Source organism: Collinsella bouchesdurhonensis, from assembly GCF_900155365.1.
Taxonomy (GTDB): domain Bacteria; phylum Actinomycetota; class Coriobacteriia; order Coriobacteriales; family Coriobacteriaceae; genus Collinsella; species Collinsella bouchesdurhonensis.
The window spans coordinates 223,135-237,300 of sequence record NZ_LT699738.1; the positions used below are offsets into that span (position 1 = coordinate 223,135).

At 58.5% G+C, this 14,166-nt stretch carries 16 protein-coding genes; 5 read left to right on the forward strand and 11 right to left on the reverse strand.

What is annotated here, in order from left to right; all coding sequences use genetic code 11:
• Positions 1-52: 52 nt before the first annotated feature.
• Positions 53-355 (reverse strand): hypothetical protein, encoded by a 303-nt coding sequence (locus tag BQ9843_RS01625; protein ID WP_075843608.1) that lies wholly within the window; start codon positions 353-355, stop codon positions 53-55.
• 1 nt (position 356) lies between these two features.
• Complete coding sequence (locus BQ9843_RS01630; RefSeq protein WP_075843609.1) at positions 357-644, reverse strand: type II toxin-antitoxin system Phd/YefM family antitoxin; 288 nt, start codon at positions 642-644, stop codon at positions 357-359.
• A gap of 173 nt (positions 645-817) precedes the next feature.
• On the opposite strand from BQ9843_RS01630, the gene cysE reads away from it, so the two are divergent.
• The gene (gene cysE / locus BQ9843_RS01635) at positions 818-1,531 is read left to right on the forward strand and encodes a serine O-acetyltransferase (protein WP_075843610.1); all 714 of its coding nucleotides are present in this window, start codon (positions 818-820) and stop codon (positions 1,529-1,531) included.
• 78 nt (positions 1,532-1,609) lie between these two features.
• Here cysE and BQ9843_RS01640 read toward each other — a convergent pair whose 3' ends face one another.
• The 4 genes from BQ9843_RS01640 to BQ9843_RS01655 form a co-directional block, all read right to left on the reverse strand.
• Positions 1,610-3,514 carry an ABC transporter ATP-binding protein gene (locus BQ9843_RS01640; protein ID WP_075843611.1) on the reverse strand — a complete coding sequence of 635 codons (1,905 nt, stop codon included), beginning with the start codon at positions 3,512-3,514 and terminating at the stop codon, positions 1,610-1,612.
• Positions 3,507-5,267, reverse strand: a complete 1,761-nt coding sequence (locus BQ9843_RS01645; protein ID WP_075843612.1) for an ABC transporter ATP-binding protein — start codon at positions 5,265-5,267, stop codon at positions 3,507-3,509. Before BQ9843_RS01645 ends, BQ9843_RS01640 begins: the two co-directional genes overlap by 8 nt.
• Positions 5,268-5,283: 16 nt before the next feature.
• Positions 5,284-5,766 carry a MarR family winged helix-turn-helix transcriptional regulator gene (locus BQ9843_RS01650; protein ID WP_083647863.1) on the reverse strand — a complete coding sequence of 161 codons (483 nt, stop codon included), beginning with the start codon at positions 5,764-5,766 and terminating at the stop codon, positions 5,284-5,286.
• Positions 5,767-5,953: 187 nt separating this feature from the next.
• Positions 5,954-6,250, reverse strand: a complete 297-nt coding sequence (locus tag BQ9843_RS01655; protein ID WP_022387600.1) for a hypothetical protein — start codon at positions 6,248-6,250, stop codon at positions 5,954-5,956.
• A 286-nt stretch (positions 6,251-6,536) separates the two neighbouring features.
• On the opposite strand from BQ9843_RS01655, the gene BQ9843_RS01660 reads away from it, so the two are divergent.
• Positions 6,537-7,058 (forward strand): nitroreductase family protein, encoded by a 522-nt coding sequence (locus BQ9843_RS01660; RefSeq protein ID WP_075843613.1) that lies wholly within the window; start codon positions 6,537-6,539, stop codon positions 7,056-7,058.
• 87 nt (positions 7,059-7,145) lie between these two features.
• Here the strand turns inward: BQ9843_RS01660 and BQ9843_RS01665 are convergent, their stop codons facing one another.
• Positions 7,146-8,111, reverse strand: a complete 966-nt coding sequence (locus BQ9843_RS01665) for a DegV family protein (protein ID WP_075843614.1) — start codon at positions 8,109-8,111, stop codon at positions 7,146-7,148.
• Positions 8,112-8,569: 458 nt separating this feature from the next.
• Here BQ9843_RS01665 and BQ9843_RS01670 point away from each other — a divergent pair, with 458 nt between their 5' ends.
• On the forward strand, positions 8,570-9,817 hold the full coding sequence (locus tag BQ9843_RS01670) for a helix-turn-helix domain-containing protein (protein WP_075843615.1): 1,248 nt from the start codon (positions 8,570-8,572) through the stop codon (positions 9,815-9,817).
• Between the two features lie 34 nt (positions 9,818-9,851).
• Here BQ9843_RS01670 and yfcE read toward each other — a convergent pair whose 3' ends face one another.
• The 3 genes from yfcE to larC all read right to left on the reverse strand — a co-directional run bounded on the left by yfcE (position 9,852) and on the right by larC (position 12,229).
• The gene (yfcE, locus tag BQ9843_RS01675) at positions 9,852-10,406 is read right to left on the reverse strand and encodes a phosphodiesterase (RefSeq protein ID WP_075843616.1); all 555 of its coding nucleotides are present in this window, start codon (positions 10,404-10,406) and stop codon (positions 9,852-9,854) included.
• A 38-nt stretch (positions 10,407-10,444) separates the two neighbouring features.
• Entirely contained in the window at positions 10,445-10,816 is a 372-nt protein-coding gene (locus BQ9843_RS01680; RefSeq protein ID WP_022387595.1) for a hypothetical protein, read from the reverse strand.
• 84 nt (positions 10,817-10,900) lie between these two features.
• A complete protein-coding gene (larC, locus tag BQ9843_RS01685; protein WP_075843617.1) occupies positions 10,901-12,229 on the reverse strand; it encodes a nickel pincer cofactor biosynthesis protein LarC in 1,329 nt (442 codons plus the stop codon).
• Between the two features lie 215 nt (positions 12,230-12,444).
• On the opposite strand from larC, the gene BQ9843_RS01690 reads away from it, so the two are divergent.
• Positions 12,445-12,789, forward strand: coding sequence for a DUF4190 domain-containing protein (locus tag BQ9843_RS01690; protein ID WP_040219758.1), 345 nt, complete (start codon positions 12,445-12,447; stop codon positions 12,787-12,789).
• Between the two features lie 28 nt (positions 12,790-12,817).
• A complete protein-coding gene (locus BQ9843_RS01695; protein ID WP_075843618.1) occupies positions 12,818-13,726 on the forward strand; it encodes a PHP domain-containing protein in 909 nt (302 codons plus the stop codon).
• A gap of 108 nt (positions 13,727-13,834) precedes the next feature.
• Here the strand turns inward: BQ9843_RS01695 and hisE are convergent, their stop codons facing one another.
• A complete protein-coding gene (gene hisE / locus BQ9843_RS01700; RefSeq protein WP_075843619.1) occupies positions 13,835-14,152 on the reverse strand; it encodes a phosphoribosyl-ATP diphosphatase in 318 nt (105 codons plus the stop codon).
• Positions 14,153-14,166 lie beyond the last annotated feature (14 nt).

The window sequence follows — 14,166 nt, forward strand, 5'->3', positions numbered from 1 at the left end:
TGCATAAGTAACAGGTGTAGCCATCGAGGGCGTCGTCCGGGCACGCACCGCCCTACAATCCCGGAAAACGCTTTCGAGGATCCCCGGCAGACCACTCGATATCAACAATCGTCACCCGAAAGGCCGCCTCATCCACCGTGTAGTAAAGCGTAAAAGGCGTATCGGGAAGCGGCAAATATCTACAGGGAAACGGCGGTCGAGCCGCTATGTACTCAGGATCGTAGACGGGGCCCAGGGACGGAAACGCTGACAGCATCTCGACCGCCCACTCAAAGCGCCTCAAAGCCGATTTCAACGCCACATTCCGCTCGATAAAATCGAGAGCGTAATCGGTAATCTCAACTTTATAACTCACGCTACCAGCCCTTTTTTTCGCGAATGGCGCCAAGGGCATCCTTTGCGTCCGACGTCTTTCCGTCAAGGACGTCAGCATAGCCACGCATCAAGCCTTGGTAAACATCCATCTCGCATTTTTGCGCGCGCTCCTTGGCCGATACCATCCGGTCAAAAGCCGCGGCATCCATCACCACCACGCTCGCTTTTCCGTTGCGCGTGAGATAAATAGGCTCTTGGGTTTTTTCCAATGTATCGATAAGGGCTGTTTGGTTGCGATTGAACTCCGAAAGCGATGCAACGGCTGGCATAGCGGCTCCTTTCAGTGTAGTGCTATATTTACAGTAAATATACAGTAAATAGCCTTCCGGTCAAACCAACCGAACTTTGCGAAACGTATTATTCTTTCTTTTTTCCCGGTACCTATTAATCCTAGTGATTCGCTATACTTAAGCGCATCGTTTGCACAGGAGGGGTGCCGAAGATGAGCTTTATCACGACTATTCGCGAGGATATCGCCAACGTCAAGCGGGAGGACCCCGCCGCGCAAAACGGCCTTGTCATCTTCCTCACCTACCCCGGCCTTCACGCTAAATGGAACCATGTGCCCGAGCACTGGCTGTGGAACCATGGCTGCAAAAGCCTTGCGCGCATCATGTCGCAGATCACCCGCCATATGACCGGCGTCGAGATTCACCCCGCAGCGAGAATCGGCAAGCACTTCTTCATCGATCATGCCATGGGCGTCATCATTGGCGAGACCACGGTCATTGGCGATAATTGCACGCTCTACCAGGGCGTCACCCTGGGCGGTACCGGTAACGAGACAGGAAAGCGCCACCCCACGCTGGGCAACAACGTGACCGTTGGCTGCGGCGCCAAGGTGCTGGGAAACATCACCATCGGCGACAACGTAAAGATCGGCGGCAACTCCGTGGTGGTCAAAGACGTTCCCGCCAACTGCACCGTGGTGGGCGTGCCAGGACGCATCGTCAAGCGCAACGGTTGCCGCGTCTTTGAAGAGACCTTCGATGCCAAGCGCCATCGCGAGTTCATGCCCGACCCCGGCGAGGAGGCATCGGCCCGCAACCGCGCGAGCATCGCCGAGAACGCTCGTCGCGTCGCGGAGCTTGAGGCGGAAGTAGCCGAGCTCACCGCCCTCGTGCGCCAGCTAACCGAGCAAGCCGCCAAAAAATAGCCACGCGCTCGTACGAATAGACCTTCACGTCACAGCAAAAAGGCGAGGTGCCAAACCCGGCACCTCGCCTCATTTCATTTACGCAAACTGGCTCTGATAGAGCGTCGCATACGCGCCGCCCCGTTCGAGCAGCTCCTCATGCGTTCCCTGCTCGATGATATTGCCCGCATGCATGACCAAAATCAAGTCGGCATCCACGATCGTCGACAACCGATGGGCGATCACAAAGCTCGTGCGGCCCTGCATAAGCGCCGCCATCGCACGGTCGATAGCGCGCTCGGTACGCGTGTCCACGCTCGACGTCGCCTCGTCCAAAATCAAGATCTTGGGATTTGCCAGCAAGACGCGCGCAATGGTGAGCAGCTGGCGCTGACCCTGGCTGATGTTCTCCGCGTCGTTTGCCACCTGCGTGTCATAGCCGGCGGGCATAGTGCGCACAAAGAAATCAACCTGCGCGGCACGGGCGGCAGCAACAACCTCTTCACGCGAAGCGCCATCGCATCCGTACGCGATGTTCTCGGCAATGGTGCCGTCAAATAGCCATGCATCCTGCAGCACCATGCCAAAGTTCGAACGCAGCTCCGCTCGGGTCATGGCACGCGTGTCCACGCCATCAAGCGTGATGCGGCCCCCATCGATCTCGTAAAAACGCATGAGCAGGTTAACGAGCGTGGTCTTGCCCGCGCCCGTCGTACCCACAATCGCGATCTTCTGGCCGGGCTCCGCCGTAAAGGACACGTCCTTCATAAGAGTCTTCTCGGGCGTATAACCAAACTTCACGTGTTCGAACGAAACGCGCCCCTGCATAGGCTGAGGCACATGCGCCGCCAGCTCGGGCGCCGGATCGGGCTCGATTTCGGGCTCGTCGAGTACGTCAAACACGCGCTCCACGCTCGCCAGCGCACTTTGCATCGAGTTGATGGTGTAGCTCAACTGCGTTATGGGCTCGCCTGCCGTATAGATGTACTGGAAAAATGCCTGGAATATACCGACGGTCATACGGCCGGCAACAAGCATATTGCAGCCCACAACGGCAATGATAATCTGCGAGAGCCTGCTTAGGAAACGAATTGCCGGTCCCACCGCATTGGTGTAGAAATCCGCCTTGCAGTTGGCGTCAGCAAGTTCTGCGGCCTGCGAGCAGACTTCATCGGCGCTGGCCTTCTCGCGGCAAAACGAACGAATCACCAAACGTCCGCTGTAGGCCTCCTCAACTGCCCCGGTCAAGGTTCCCAAAAGCTCCTGTCGCCGCGCCGCAGCGCCAAGAGTCGCCTTTGAGACCAAAGCGGTAATACCAAGGGAGACTGCCGAAAAGACCAGGAAAATCACGGTGAGCTCAACGCTATACGTAAGCATCATGATCACCGAGCCGATGATACTGCCTATCGCTGTGAGCAGCGTGAGCACGCCGCGCTGCAGCACTTCGCTCATCTTGTCGAGGTCGTTTGTAGCACGGCTCACAATCTCACCGGGCTTGTGCCCGTCGTAGAACTTCAGCAGCAAACGGTTTAGCTTTGCCGCCAAGCGATTGCGCAAATTAAGGTTAAGGCGCTCCGCAAAACTCGCCATACACAGGCTCTGCGTCGAATAGAAAACGAGCGCCACAGTCCAGATTCCCAGGTAAAAAAGAATCTTCTCGCCGCCCGTCCCCCAGCCGATCGAGAACTGCCTGCCAGCAGCATCGGCCGCTTGAACCTGCGTCCAGATATAGTCGATGAGATGCGCGGAGTAGGCGGGCGCTGCAATCGAGCACACCGTATAGAAAACGATGGCGATGACTACGACCACAAAGCGCCAGCGCTGGTCTGCCGCCTCATCCCATAGACGACGCACCGTCGCCCAGGTGTTGCGGGGCTTGAGGTCTTCAAGCTCCTCCTCCGAATCGTGCAGATCGGCCAAGCGCTTTTGCTCGCGCCTCAGCTCCTCCTGCTCTTCCTCGGCAAAAATCTCCTCGGCAGAAAGATACTTCTTCTTCTCACTCATGCGCCTCACCTCCCCTCATCTGCGATTCGGCGATAGCGCGATATACCTCGCACGTTTCCATGAGCTCCTCGTGGCGCCCCTGGCCCACAACCTCGCCGTCCTTAAGCACGATGATCTGATCGGCGTGCAAGATGGTCGAGATGCGCTGGGCGATGATGAGAAGCGCAGAGCCGCGCATCTCCTGCGTCAACGCGGCGCGCAGGGCGGCATCGGTCTTAAAATCGAGCGCCGAGAAACTGTCGTCAAAGATATAGAGGTCCGCGAGCTTGATAATCGCGCGTGCGATGGCCAAACGCTGGCGCTGACCGCCCGAGAAGTTCGTTCCCCCCTGGGCCACCGCCGCATCGAGCCCGTGTTCGAGATCGTAGACAAACTGGCTTTGGGCAACATCGAGGGCATGGCGCATTTGCTCCTCAGTCGCATCGGGCAAGCCGTCTTGCAGATTGCTCGCCACGGTGCCCGAGAAGAGCCATGCCTTTTGTGGCACATACGAGATGCGTGCACGCAGTTCACGCTGCGTGATATCGCGCACATCGCGCTCACCCAAAAGCACGCGCCCGCGCGTAATGTCGTGAAGGCGCAGCAACAGCTTTGCCACCGTCGATTTGCCCGATCCCGTCGATCCGATAATCGCCGTGGTTTGCCCACGTCGACAGCTAAAAGTAAGGTCATGAAGCGTATCTTGGTCAGCATCGGCAAAACGGAAGCTCGCGTGGTCAAAGCGCGCCACCACATCCCGTTCGCCTGCAAGCGCACGCACAGGCTCCGCCGCAACAGAAGGCGCCTTGGCATCCGCGCTGTCCACAATGGAAGGCTTGAGCTCCAGCACCTCGCGCGCACGATCAAGACATGCCTTGGCGCGCGGCATGGTCACCATCACCATCTGCGCCGTCATGATGTAGAAGAGGATGAGGATGGCATACTCCAGCACTGCCGAAATGCTGGCAATCTGCATGGCATGCGCACCCACACGATTGCCGCCAAGCCAGATAACGCACACCTCAACCATGTTCATCACGAAGAAACACGAGCAATCGAGACCCGAAAACACGTAGTTCACGCGGATGGCGTTTTGCGCATACTCCCCGAACACGCGCCCTTCGCGCTCCTCTTCGCGCTTCTCCCGACCAAACGCTCGAATCACGCGCGCACCGATGATGTTCTCGCGTAGCACCACATTCATGCGGTCGATAAAGTTTTGCAGGCGAATAAAGATCGGCGCCGTCTTGGCCACTGTAATCACCGCAAGCACCATTACGATAGCCACGGCGATCAGCAGCATGAGGCCCATTTGGTAGTCGATCCTAAAAGCAAGGATGATACCGACGACGGCGAGCACCGGCATAGGCAGCACCAACTGGCAGGTCATGATAATCGCCTGCTGAATCACGTTGATATCGCCCAGCGTGCGCGTAATCATGGCACCGGTTCCAAAGCGTTCGAAATCGCTCGCCGAAAACTCCAGGGACTTACGATAGATCGCGCAGCGGATGTCGCAGGCAACCCGCGAGGCCAAGCGCGCAGTGAGGTAAGAGCCGGTCACCGCACCGCCCGAGGCCATAGCGGTAGCGCCCAGCATGAGCAGGCTGTTGCGCAGGATGTACTCGGTCGATCCCGATGTAATGCCCACGTTGACCATATTTGCAAGCATGGTGGGAACCAGCAGCGTTCCCGCGTTGTCAATCAGCAAAACAAGAAGGGTGAGGGCAACGAGCCCTTTATGAGGTTTGAGGAAACGCACAAGCGTTTTCATATATATCCTTCGTTCGTTATCGAGTTTCTTCCAGGATTGCTTCTTTGAGCTTCGTGAGCTCGAGCGAAAGCGCGGCATCATACTTATTTACCAAGGCCTCGAAGCGTTTGCGCTCGGTAGCGGTCAGCGTCGAGAGGGCTTTAACCTCGGCATCAAGTGCGGGCGCGATAAAGCGTTTTGAAAAGCGCACGCCCTCGACGGTTAGCTGGGCCACTTTGTTCTTGCGGCTTCCCTCGGCGTAAACCAGATCCACAAGCCCGCGCATCGACAGATGCTTGAGCGCCGAGTTGATGGTCTGTTTGCTGTAGCCCCACTCCGAGCAAAGCGCGGCAACGGGACGCGAGCCGCCATGCTGCACGATGTCATAGATCATCCAGTACGAGCACTCCGGAAGCCCACATGCCCGAGCAACCTCGTAGTAGAGCTTATCCACCTGGTTGTAACCATGGTCGAGGCGCTGCGCCATCGCAGCGAGCTCGTCCCCATCCATATCGTCCATACCCCTCCGAAGATTCGCTCGGCATCAGTAATCCGAAATCGGACATTTCTTTCGAGAGAGGGTAGTCCGGTTTCGGATTACTGTCAAGAGGGGGTCATTCGCGCCAAAGCGAACCTTGCCATAAAAAACCCGCCAACGTGAGCTGACGGGCAAAAGGGAAATCGATTATTAAAACGCAAGCGTTCGTCTAGTCCTCCTGTATCGACTCGTAGAACGTAGCGCCCGCACAGAGGTCGTGGATGCTCTTTCCGTCATGCCAGGGAAGCTCGATAAGCTCGGACAAGGTGTTGACCAGCTCGGAGCAATCCGTAAAGCGGCCCTTCTCGTTGAGCTGATTGCAATCCTGCACACGCCAGTAGCCATCGGTGTGCGTGATGTAATACTGACCGCCGTCGGCATCCATAAAGATGCGCGTCTTAGACCGCAGGTAGCTCAGGAGATCCTCGAATTCCAAGGATATCGTCTCGTCTGCCTTCAATCCCATGATGACCTCCCAAATGGTCGCGGGCGGATGTGAAAGCCCCGTATCAAACAGAGCGTTATCTTCAAATAAACCCGTTTAAGGCCCCACGCGACAGGTCATTTAGGCAGGCGGCACAGACATACACGCAAACGGAAGAAAACGAAAAAGATATGGCAGCCGAATGTGCAACGCACACATTGCCAAGCCCTATGCATCTTAAAATTCTGCAAGTCCTAAGTCATTATTCATATAAGCTCAGTGGGTATAGATAGCCCCGTAGACCAATTCCCAATCGAAAGGAACCGTTATGGATGCTCTCGATGCCCTAAAGACGCGCCGCAGCTGCCGAGCATACCTCGATCGCCCTGTCGACGCCCAAACGCTCGATACCATTATCGAAGCGGGCCGCTTCGCCGCAAGCGGCATGGGACGCCAGCCCGTCACCTTTGTTGCCGTAACCGATCCCGCCACAGTCAAACAGCTTTCGCGCATGAACGCCCAGATTATGGGAGTCGACACCGATCCATTCTATGGAGCGCAGACGGTAGTTGTGGTGCTTGTTGACGCAAGCGTTCCCACCTGTGTGGAAGACGGCGCCCTCGCTATGGGCAACCTCATGAATGCGGCACATGCCCTAGGCGTCGATTCGTGCTGGATCCATCGCGCACGCGAGGAGTTTGAGTCCAAAGAAGGGCGCGCGCTTTTGGCATCTTGGGGTCTTCCCTCCGACGGATCGCTGCGCGGCATAGGCCATTGCATCCTGGGTTACGCCGCCGGCCCCGCAAGCGATCCCAAACCGCGTCGCGACAACGTGGTGTACGTAAAGTAGCCTTTACCCCCAGTAACCCTTGTATGCAATCGGGCCTGTCCGCATCTTTGGACAGGCCCGATTTCTCATACGCCTGGTGCGTTTGCGCTATTTGCCTTTAACCATTCCGGCGATACGATCGGAAATCGAAGTCTGGCCGCGACGGTCCTCGCCCCAGAAGGAAACAGACACCATGCCCGGCCCCACATGGCAGCCAATCGTGGGACCGATATTCGTCTCGAGAAACATCGTGGTGTCGTCTTGCTTGGCAATCAGCTCATGCAGCCGACGGGCATCGCCCGTGGCATCGGCGTTGCCGATAGCCGCGACGTTAGAGTACAAGTCTGCATTGCGACCCTTGCTATAGAACTCCGCCATGCGTCGCAGCCCCTTCTTACGACCGCGCACCACGCCCACAACGGCGAGCTTGCCATCGGTATCAAAGGTGAGCAGCGGCTTGACGTCCAGCTTTCCGCCTACAAGCGCCACACCGGCAGGAATCCTGCCGCCTCGATGTAGGGCATCAAGATCGTCGACCATAAACATCGTCTGCACGTAATAGCGCGCCTCGGCCGCCCAAGCGGCAAGCTCGGCAGCAGTAAGGCCGCGGTCGCGCTGACGCACCGCCTCGGCAATGATCAGGCCCTGGGGCGTGGAGCCCAGCTTAAGATCGACAACATACACGCCCAGCTCTGCCGCAGACTCGACCTCGCGCTCGCGGCAAATGCGCGCAAGCGCGGTGCAGGCGCCCTCATATGCACCGGAAAGCCCACTCGAAAAAGCCAGATACACCGTTGGCACGCCCGAATCGATCGCCTCGTTAAAGGCGGCCTCGAAAGCGAGCTGCGAAGGCTGCGAGGTCATTGGCTGTGCACCATGGCGCATGGCCTCGTAAAAATCGTGTGCCGAAATGCTCTCATACATATCGTCCACGCCCGTCAGGCCATCGTCACCTTTAACGGTCTCGGTATAGGAAAAATTGAGCACGCGCAGGCCCGCGCGTTCGCAGTAACCCCTCGAAAGCTCGCAGCATGAATCGACGATGATATTGCAGGCAGCACCGGAAGTGGGCATGAAAAAACTCCGCTCGGATCGAAAAACATATGCGCACAATTGTGACAGCATCGGCAGCCTTCGAGCGGCAAAAGCAGAAGTTGCGCACATACGCAAGCAAGCGTGCACGCCAAAAACAAAGCGACCCCGAGAACTCGGGGTCGCTCCTCATTCTTGTGTGGATGGCGTCACAAGAACGGAAAGGGTACCAACGGGGCGTTGAGGGCACTCGGCGGGCTTGTCCGCAGTGTTAGTAATGTCGCTCACCATCGCCGTGCGCACCGGCTCGAAATCCGTTATCGCACGGCGATGGCGGGCGTTGCCAAGAACCCTCATCGCCCAGTTGGAAGCTGGCGGTTAGCCACTCCGTCAGGCACCTTCTGTTTGGTGCACCACCATAATCGCGCGTCGCCTTTTCCTGCTCTATACTGACAAATGCGAATTATCGTTTAATTTTGAAACAGTCACAGAGGTGGCCCATGGACAACCGAGACACAAACAGCCCCGCCGTCAGCTATCTTGCCCCGGACTCACTGCAAGGGCTTCTTGTCGGAGCGCTTGCCGACGCCGGCATCGATATCATCGCCTTCGACAGCGACGCATCCGTTGCCTTTACCACCCTGACATCGACACAGGAGCATCGCGATGCCCTGATCCAATACGCGCGAAACCATCGAGACCAGGCATCCGAGGGAGGGCGCCTGCTGTTTACGCGCGACCGCAAGCTCTTCACGCTCTATCCCCGCAAACAAAATGTGGGCGGGCACGCGCTTGACGTCTTTACCGTGCGCCATCGACGCAGCAGCACCGTGCGGCCCGGCATCGATTGGCTCAATGCCGAAGACGTGCGCATCGATTTTGAGCAAAGCGCCTTTGGCATCATCGAGGGCGAAGCGGCCCTCTCCCCGCTTGTCCTTGCATCCTACGAGCACAACACGCCCGTGATGCTGGAAGGCGAAGCAGGGTCTGGCAAAGACCAGATAGCCGAGCTTCTCTATTTGAGCGGTTCCCTTTCCCACCAGCCATTTGTTCGCATTAGCTGCGATATCTTGAACGACCGCTCCTGGCATCATCTGCTCAAATCCGCAGATTCGCCGCTCTATCAAACCGATATGACCATCTATATCAGGCGCTTGCATGCCCTGGAAGAACGCCGCCATCGCGAACTTCTGGCAACGCTGCGCGAGGGAGCCCTGACCGAACGCTGCCGCGTGATTCTTTCGGGCAACGACATTCCCGGTGGTGGAGAGTGCGATGCCGTGGCCCAATGTGCCGAGCAGCTCAGCTGCGCGGTCTGCATTGCCCCCTCCGTGCGAGAACAAGGCGAACCCGCGCGACGCGTCGAACGCTACCTGACGAGCCTCGCTCAAGAATTTGAAATGGAGGCGCCATCGATCGAGCACGATGCCGCAGCGATCTTGAACGCCTACAGCTGGCCGCGCAATTACGCGCAGTTGCGCGAAGTCGCCGAGTGCCTGCTGATTCTAGGCGGAGACGCCCCCGTTAGCAAAGAGAACGCAAACGCGGTTCTTGCTCAGGAAAACGTGATTCGCTCCGGAGTCTTCTCATCTCCGGCCCTGGAAACCGACCTCTATATCCTGCGCCCCCTCGCCGACACCGAGCGAGATATCGCCCAGCTGGTTGTCGACCACCTGGGCGGCAACAAAACAAAAGCGGCCGATGTCTTGGGCATCAGCCGCACTACCCTTTGGCGCCTCCTTCGCTAACACGCGAGCAAAATGCGCCTCGTCGAAGCTTTCGCTAGGCTTCCTCGAGAACCACGTGCCGGAAGGAGCCGTCCTCGTAGATGCCGTAGCTGTGCGTCCCATCTTTGGGAATGGATACGCTGCCTGGATTGAAAAGCCACAAGCCCGGATGCTTCTGGCTCTCCTCGTTGACCTTGATATGCGTATGTCCGTACACCAGCGCGGAGCCGGCGGGCAGCGCCGGTGCGTTATCGACGCTGTTGTGCATGCCGGCGCCAAACACATGGCCATGCGTGCAAAAGAGCTCGCGACCGTCGCTATCCATCACGAGAGCGCTGTCGGACATACAGGGAAACTCGAGCAGCATCTGATCGACTTCTGCTTCGCAGTTGCCGCGCACAGCGATCACGCGCCCGCTCTTGGCAAGATCGTTGAGCAGCAAAATCACGCGCTTGGGAGCATAGTCACGGGGAAGATCGTTGCGGGGACCGTGATAGAGCAGGTCACCCAAAAGAATGATGCGATCGGGCTGTTCGGCCTCGATGACAGACATCAGGCGCTCGGCCCAATACGCGGAGCCATGGATGTCGGATGCGATAAGAAACTTCATGATAGGTCCAATCTCAAGACACCTTGCAACGAATAACGCTAGCGCAGGGATTCTTTTGCGACAGCGCTGGCGCAATAGGAAATGCCCGCGATGATCAATGCGTTGATCACAACCGACACAACAGCGGTGCCGTTCAGGATAGCAAGCACCACATCGGCGGCATTGACAAGCAGCCCGACGAGCGCCACAGGCAGCAGGCCGCGGGCTCGAACGGGAACGTTAGCAGCAGAGATGCCCTGCGCCCCCAGCAAAAACGCAAAGAGCACGACAAGCCCCATTACGATGGAATGCAGCAGGTCGGGCGCCTGGTCGCCGGAAGTGTTGAGCACGATAAGGGTGATCACCAGATCGACACCCCCAACCAGGGCAAGAAGGCTCAAAACCTTGAGGGCTTTTCGCATAGTGGACATAAGGTCTCCTCTCCCCGCCGGGCGGCGGAGCAAAACGCGTATACGCGAAGCATTGTACCCCGCCCTATCGGACGCGGACGCGCCTCATCGGCCGCAAACCGCCTCGCGCACGGTATCCATCACCGTCTGCAGCGCAACGCCTTTATCGCGTGCGATGGCAGCACAGGCCTCGTACTCCGGGGTCGTGCGCCGCGTGCCGTCGGGAAGACGAACGGTCTTTACCAAGACGTCACCCCAAGGTGTCTCCACCGACTCGATGGCCCGAGGCAAACAGGTGCGCTCCATCTGCTGGCGACGAATACCGATGGTCGTCGTCTCGCTCAAGATAATCTCTTCCATGCGTAAAACATCGGAGGGCTCCACAATAACCTGCAGCTGATAAGCGGGACGGCCCTTCTTGCAAAAAATCGGCAGCCAGTGCACCTCGCGCGCACCAGCCTCACGCAAACGCTCCGCAGCATAGGCCAAAACCTCCGGCGAGCAGTCATCGATATCGCATTCGAGCTTAACAATGCAGTTGGGCGCTTGCGTTTCGGCAGAGAGCGAGGGGCGAGGTTCACGGGCGGCAGCACCAACGCGCGCGTCAAGCTCCTCGATGAGCATTGCGCGCAAGATCGATGGACGCTCGTAGGAGCGCTTGCCCGCACCGAGCCCCACCGCGCGAATCGTATAGCGCTCGGGCAGGGAAAACTCGGGCTCCAGGGCGGCAACGAGCGCCGCGCCGGTGGGCGTCACAAGTTCACCCTCAACCGAACTCGAGGACAGCGGCAAGCCATGGGCGATGCAGATGTTCAACGTTGCGGGAACGGGCACCGGGATAACGCCGTGCTGGCAGCGAATCGTCCCATGGCCATCGGTCAGCGCGGGGACAATCGCTCGCTCAATGTCCAGATCGTCAATCAAGAATGCCGCCGCAAGAACATCGACAATGGAATCGACTGCGCCCACCTCGTGAAAGTGAACCTGGTCGATTGGCAGACCATGGGCCTTTGCCTCGGCCCTTGCGAGAATGCGAAAGGCGTCGCGAGCGAGGCCGCGTGCACGGTCGGAAAGCGAGGCGGCATCGATGACCTGCTCGACCTGCGCCAAACCGCGATGCGCATGATGATGGTCGTGGTCGTGGGAAGTGTCGCCCAAACCGTGCAGATAGGCCATGTCATGATCATGGTTCTCGTGCGCAGCGTCCAGCTTCACGTCGAAGTCGCAGCAATCGATACCAGCCTTCTTCACGCGCGTCACCGAAACCGAAAACCCCTCGAGCGACAATTTCTCGAGCATTTGCGTCAACCGCTCCAGCGCGGGCTTTCCCCCAAGGTCAAGAAGCGCCGCAACCAACATGTCACCGGCAATTCCTGCCTGGCAATCCAAATAGAGTGTTTTGCCGCGTCTCGTGTCCGCCGCCCTTATCGCCATCTCCACGCAGCCCCTCTCGATCTCAAGCGCAAACGTTTCCCGCCAACGCTACCACAGCAGATGCGCAACGCAAACAAACATGCTCTGCGCTAGCCCAACTTGTCCACGCAGGCATACGGAGCAGCGGCGCGCACCACGATAATCCCATGCCCGCGTGCTATGCTTTGCGGCATCGTTTGCACGCAATGCGCCAACAATATGTACGGGAGGCACGCATGTCCCAAGAAGATATCAAGCAAAGCATCCACGACGCCTTTGATGAGGACGACCCGAGCCCGGCAAAACGAGCCCCCAAGCCCGGCTCCGGCAATCCCGGCCTTCCCATCGCTTCTCTCATCTTTGCCGTAGCAGGAGCCATCCTCGGCGGCTATGTCAGCTGGATTTTGAGCGTTATCGCCGGCATCGTCGCCATCGTATTGGGCGTTGTGGCACGCAAGCAGGCATCTCCACGCCTTGGCCTTGCCCTCGCAGGCATCGTTATCGGCGTGCTTTGCATCCTGAGCAGCCTCGCACTCGTAGGCATCTACCTGCTCAAGCTCAAGAACATGGGTCTGCTGTAACAAGCCATCGCCCAATAAAGGAGCCCTTATGCCTTGCTGCCCGTTGGTCGACTGCCATACTCACACGCATTTTTCCGATGGCGTCTCGACATTCGAGGAAAACGTCCGCGCGGCGGCGGGCGCCGGCTGCGAGCTAATGGTCTCGACCGATCACCTCACCCTGCCCGCCAGCATGGATGCTCCTGGAGGTGTGCAAGTCACGGTTGCAGACCTTCCGGCCCATCGTGCCGCCTTCGACGATGCTGTCAAACTCGCGGCCGAGCTTTCGCCCTCGCTCAAGCTGCTCTACGGCTTCGAATGCGACTGGTATCCCGGATGCGAGCCCCTGGTCAAAACATGGTCGGCAGGCGCCGCTGTGCGCTTGGGCAGCATTCACTGGCTCGGCGACCCGGGCAATATCATGGCAGGAGCCGCGGGCGCTGCCGGCACCGCAGATGTGCCCCGTGCCGACCCGCCCAACTCCGACGCCGGCTGGATCGATTACGATGCAGATCTGCATGTTTGGGAAAACCTCGGCGTTCACGAGGTCTGGCGCCGCTATGTCGACGCCTGGTGCGCTGCCTGCGAAAGCCCGCTCGATTTTGATGTAATGGCGCACCCGGACCTCCCCATGCGCTTTGCCAACGAGGGGCTTGCGCCGGATTTTGATCTTGCCCCCTTATGGGACCAGATGGCCGCCTGCGCACACGATACGCACAGGCGCATCGAAGTTTCCACGGCCGGTATGCGCAAAAGCGTGAACGATTATTACCCCACCCGCGGTCTGCTCGAACGTTTTGTCCATGCGAGCGTCCCTATCGCGTTTGGGTCTGATGCGCACCGCGCCTGTGATATCTGCTGGGGCATCTGCGACGCCTACGCATTCGCCTATAGCTGCGGATACCGCTCGTTTGATATCCCCCGCGATGCCGGAGCATGGGAGACCGTCTCCCTCTAGGGCGCCGGGGCATCGCGAAGCATCGCCACCCGTTGCCAAAAGCGACCAAAAATGGGCGGGTGCCATCCTCGCAGAAGGCGCCCGCCCGATTACGTTATGTAAAACCGGCTACTTCATGCGCGCATTGAGCTCGCCGGCAAGCTCATCGAGGGTCACGCCGTAGCGCTCGAGCGTCACGAGCAGGTGGTACACCAAGTCGCCCGCCTCGTAGCGAATGTGGTCGTGGTCTTTATCCTTGCAGGCCATGATCACCTCGCTTGCCTCCTCGGCAATCTTCTTGAGCAGTTCATCCTCGACATCGGTCAAAAGGCGCGCCGTATAGCTCTCTTCGGGCGAAGACTCGCGACGCCCATGAATCGTCGCGGCCAGGCTCTCCAGAGTCTCTCCGATATTGCCATCCTGCACGTTAGCGGTACGTACGCCCATGCTTGATTCCTCCC

Coding starts and splice junctions, on each gene's coding strand:
- BQ9843_RS01680 (WP_022387595.1), bottom strand. CDS start 10,816: ATGTCCACTATGCGAAAAGCCCTCAAGGTTTTGAGCCTTCTTGCCCTG.
- BQ9843_RS01645 (WP_075843612.1), bottom strand. CDS start 5,267: ATGAAAACGCTTGTGCGTTTCCTCAAACCTCATAAAGGGCTCGTTGCC.
- hisE (WP_075843619.1), bottom strand. CDS start 14,152: ATGGGCGTACGTACCGCTAACGTGCAGGATGGCAATATCGGAGAGACT.
- yfcE (WP_075843616.1), bottom strand. CDS start 10,406: ATGAAGTTTCTTATCGCATCCGACATCCATGGCTCCGCGTATTGGGCC.
- BQ9843_RS01630 (WP_075843609.1), bottom strand. CDS start 644: ATGCCAGCCGTTGCATCGCTTTCGGAGTTCAATCGCAACCAAACAGCC.
- BQ9843_RS01670 (WP_075843615.1), top strand. CDS start 8,570: ATGGACAACCGAGACACAAACAGCCCCGCCGTCAGCTATCTTGCCCCG.
- BQ9843_RS01690 (WP_040219758.1), top strand. CDS start 12,445: ATGTCCCAAGAAGATATCAAGCAAAGCATCCACGACGCCTTTGATGAG.
- BQ9843_RS01665 (WP_075843614.1), bottom strand. CDS start 8,111: ATGCCCACTTCCGGTGCTGCCTGCAATATCATCGTCGATTCATGCTGC.
- BQ9843_RS01695 (WP_075843618.1), top strand. CDS start 12,818: ATGCCTTGCTGCCCGTTGGTCGACTGCCATACTCACACGCATTTTTCC.
- BQ9843_RS01660 (WP_075843613.1), top strand. CDS start 6,537: ATGGATGCTCTCGATGCCCTAAAGACGCGCCGCAGCTGCCGAGCATAC.
- larC (WP_075843617.1), bottom strand. CDS start 12,229: ATGGCGATAAGGGCGGCGGACACGAGACGCGGCAAAACACTCTATTTG.
- BQ9843_RS01650 (WP_083647863.1), bottom strand. CDS start 5,766: ATGGACGATATGGATGGGGACGAGCTCGCTGCGATGGCGCAGCGCCTC.
- BQ9843_RS01655 (WP_022387600.1), bottom strand. CDS start 6,250: ATGGGATTGAAGGCAGACGAGACGATATCCTTGGAATTCGAGGATCTC.
- BQ9843_RS01640 (WP_075843611.1), bottom strand. CDS start 3,514: ATGAGTGAGAAGAAGAAGTATCTTTCTGCCGAGGAGATTTTTGCCGAG.
- cysE (WP_075843610.1), top strand. CDS start 818: ATGAGCTTTATCACGACTATTCGCGAGGATATCGCCAACGTCAAGCGG.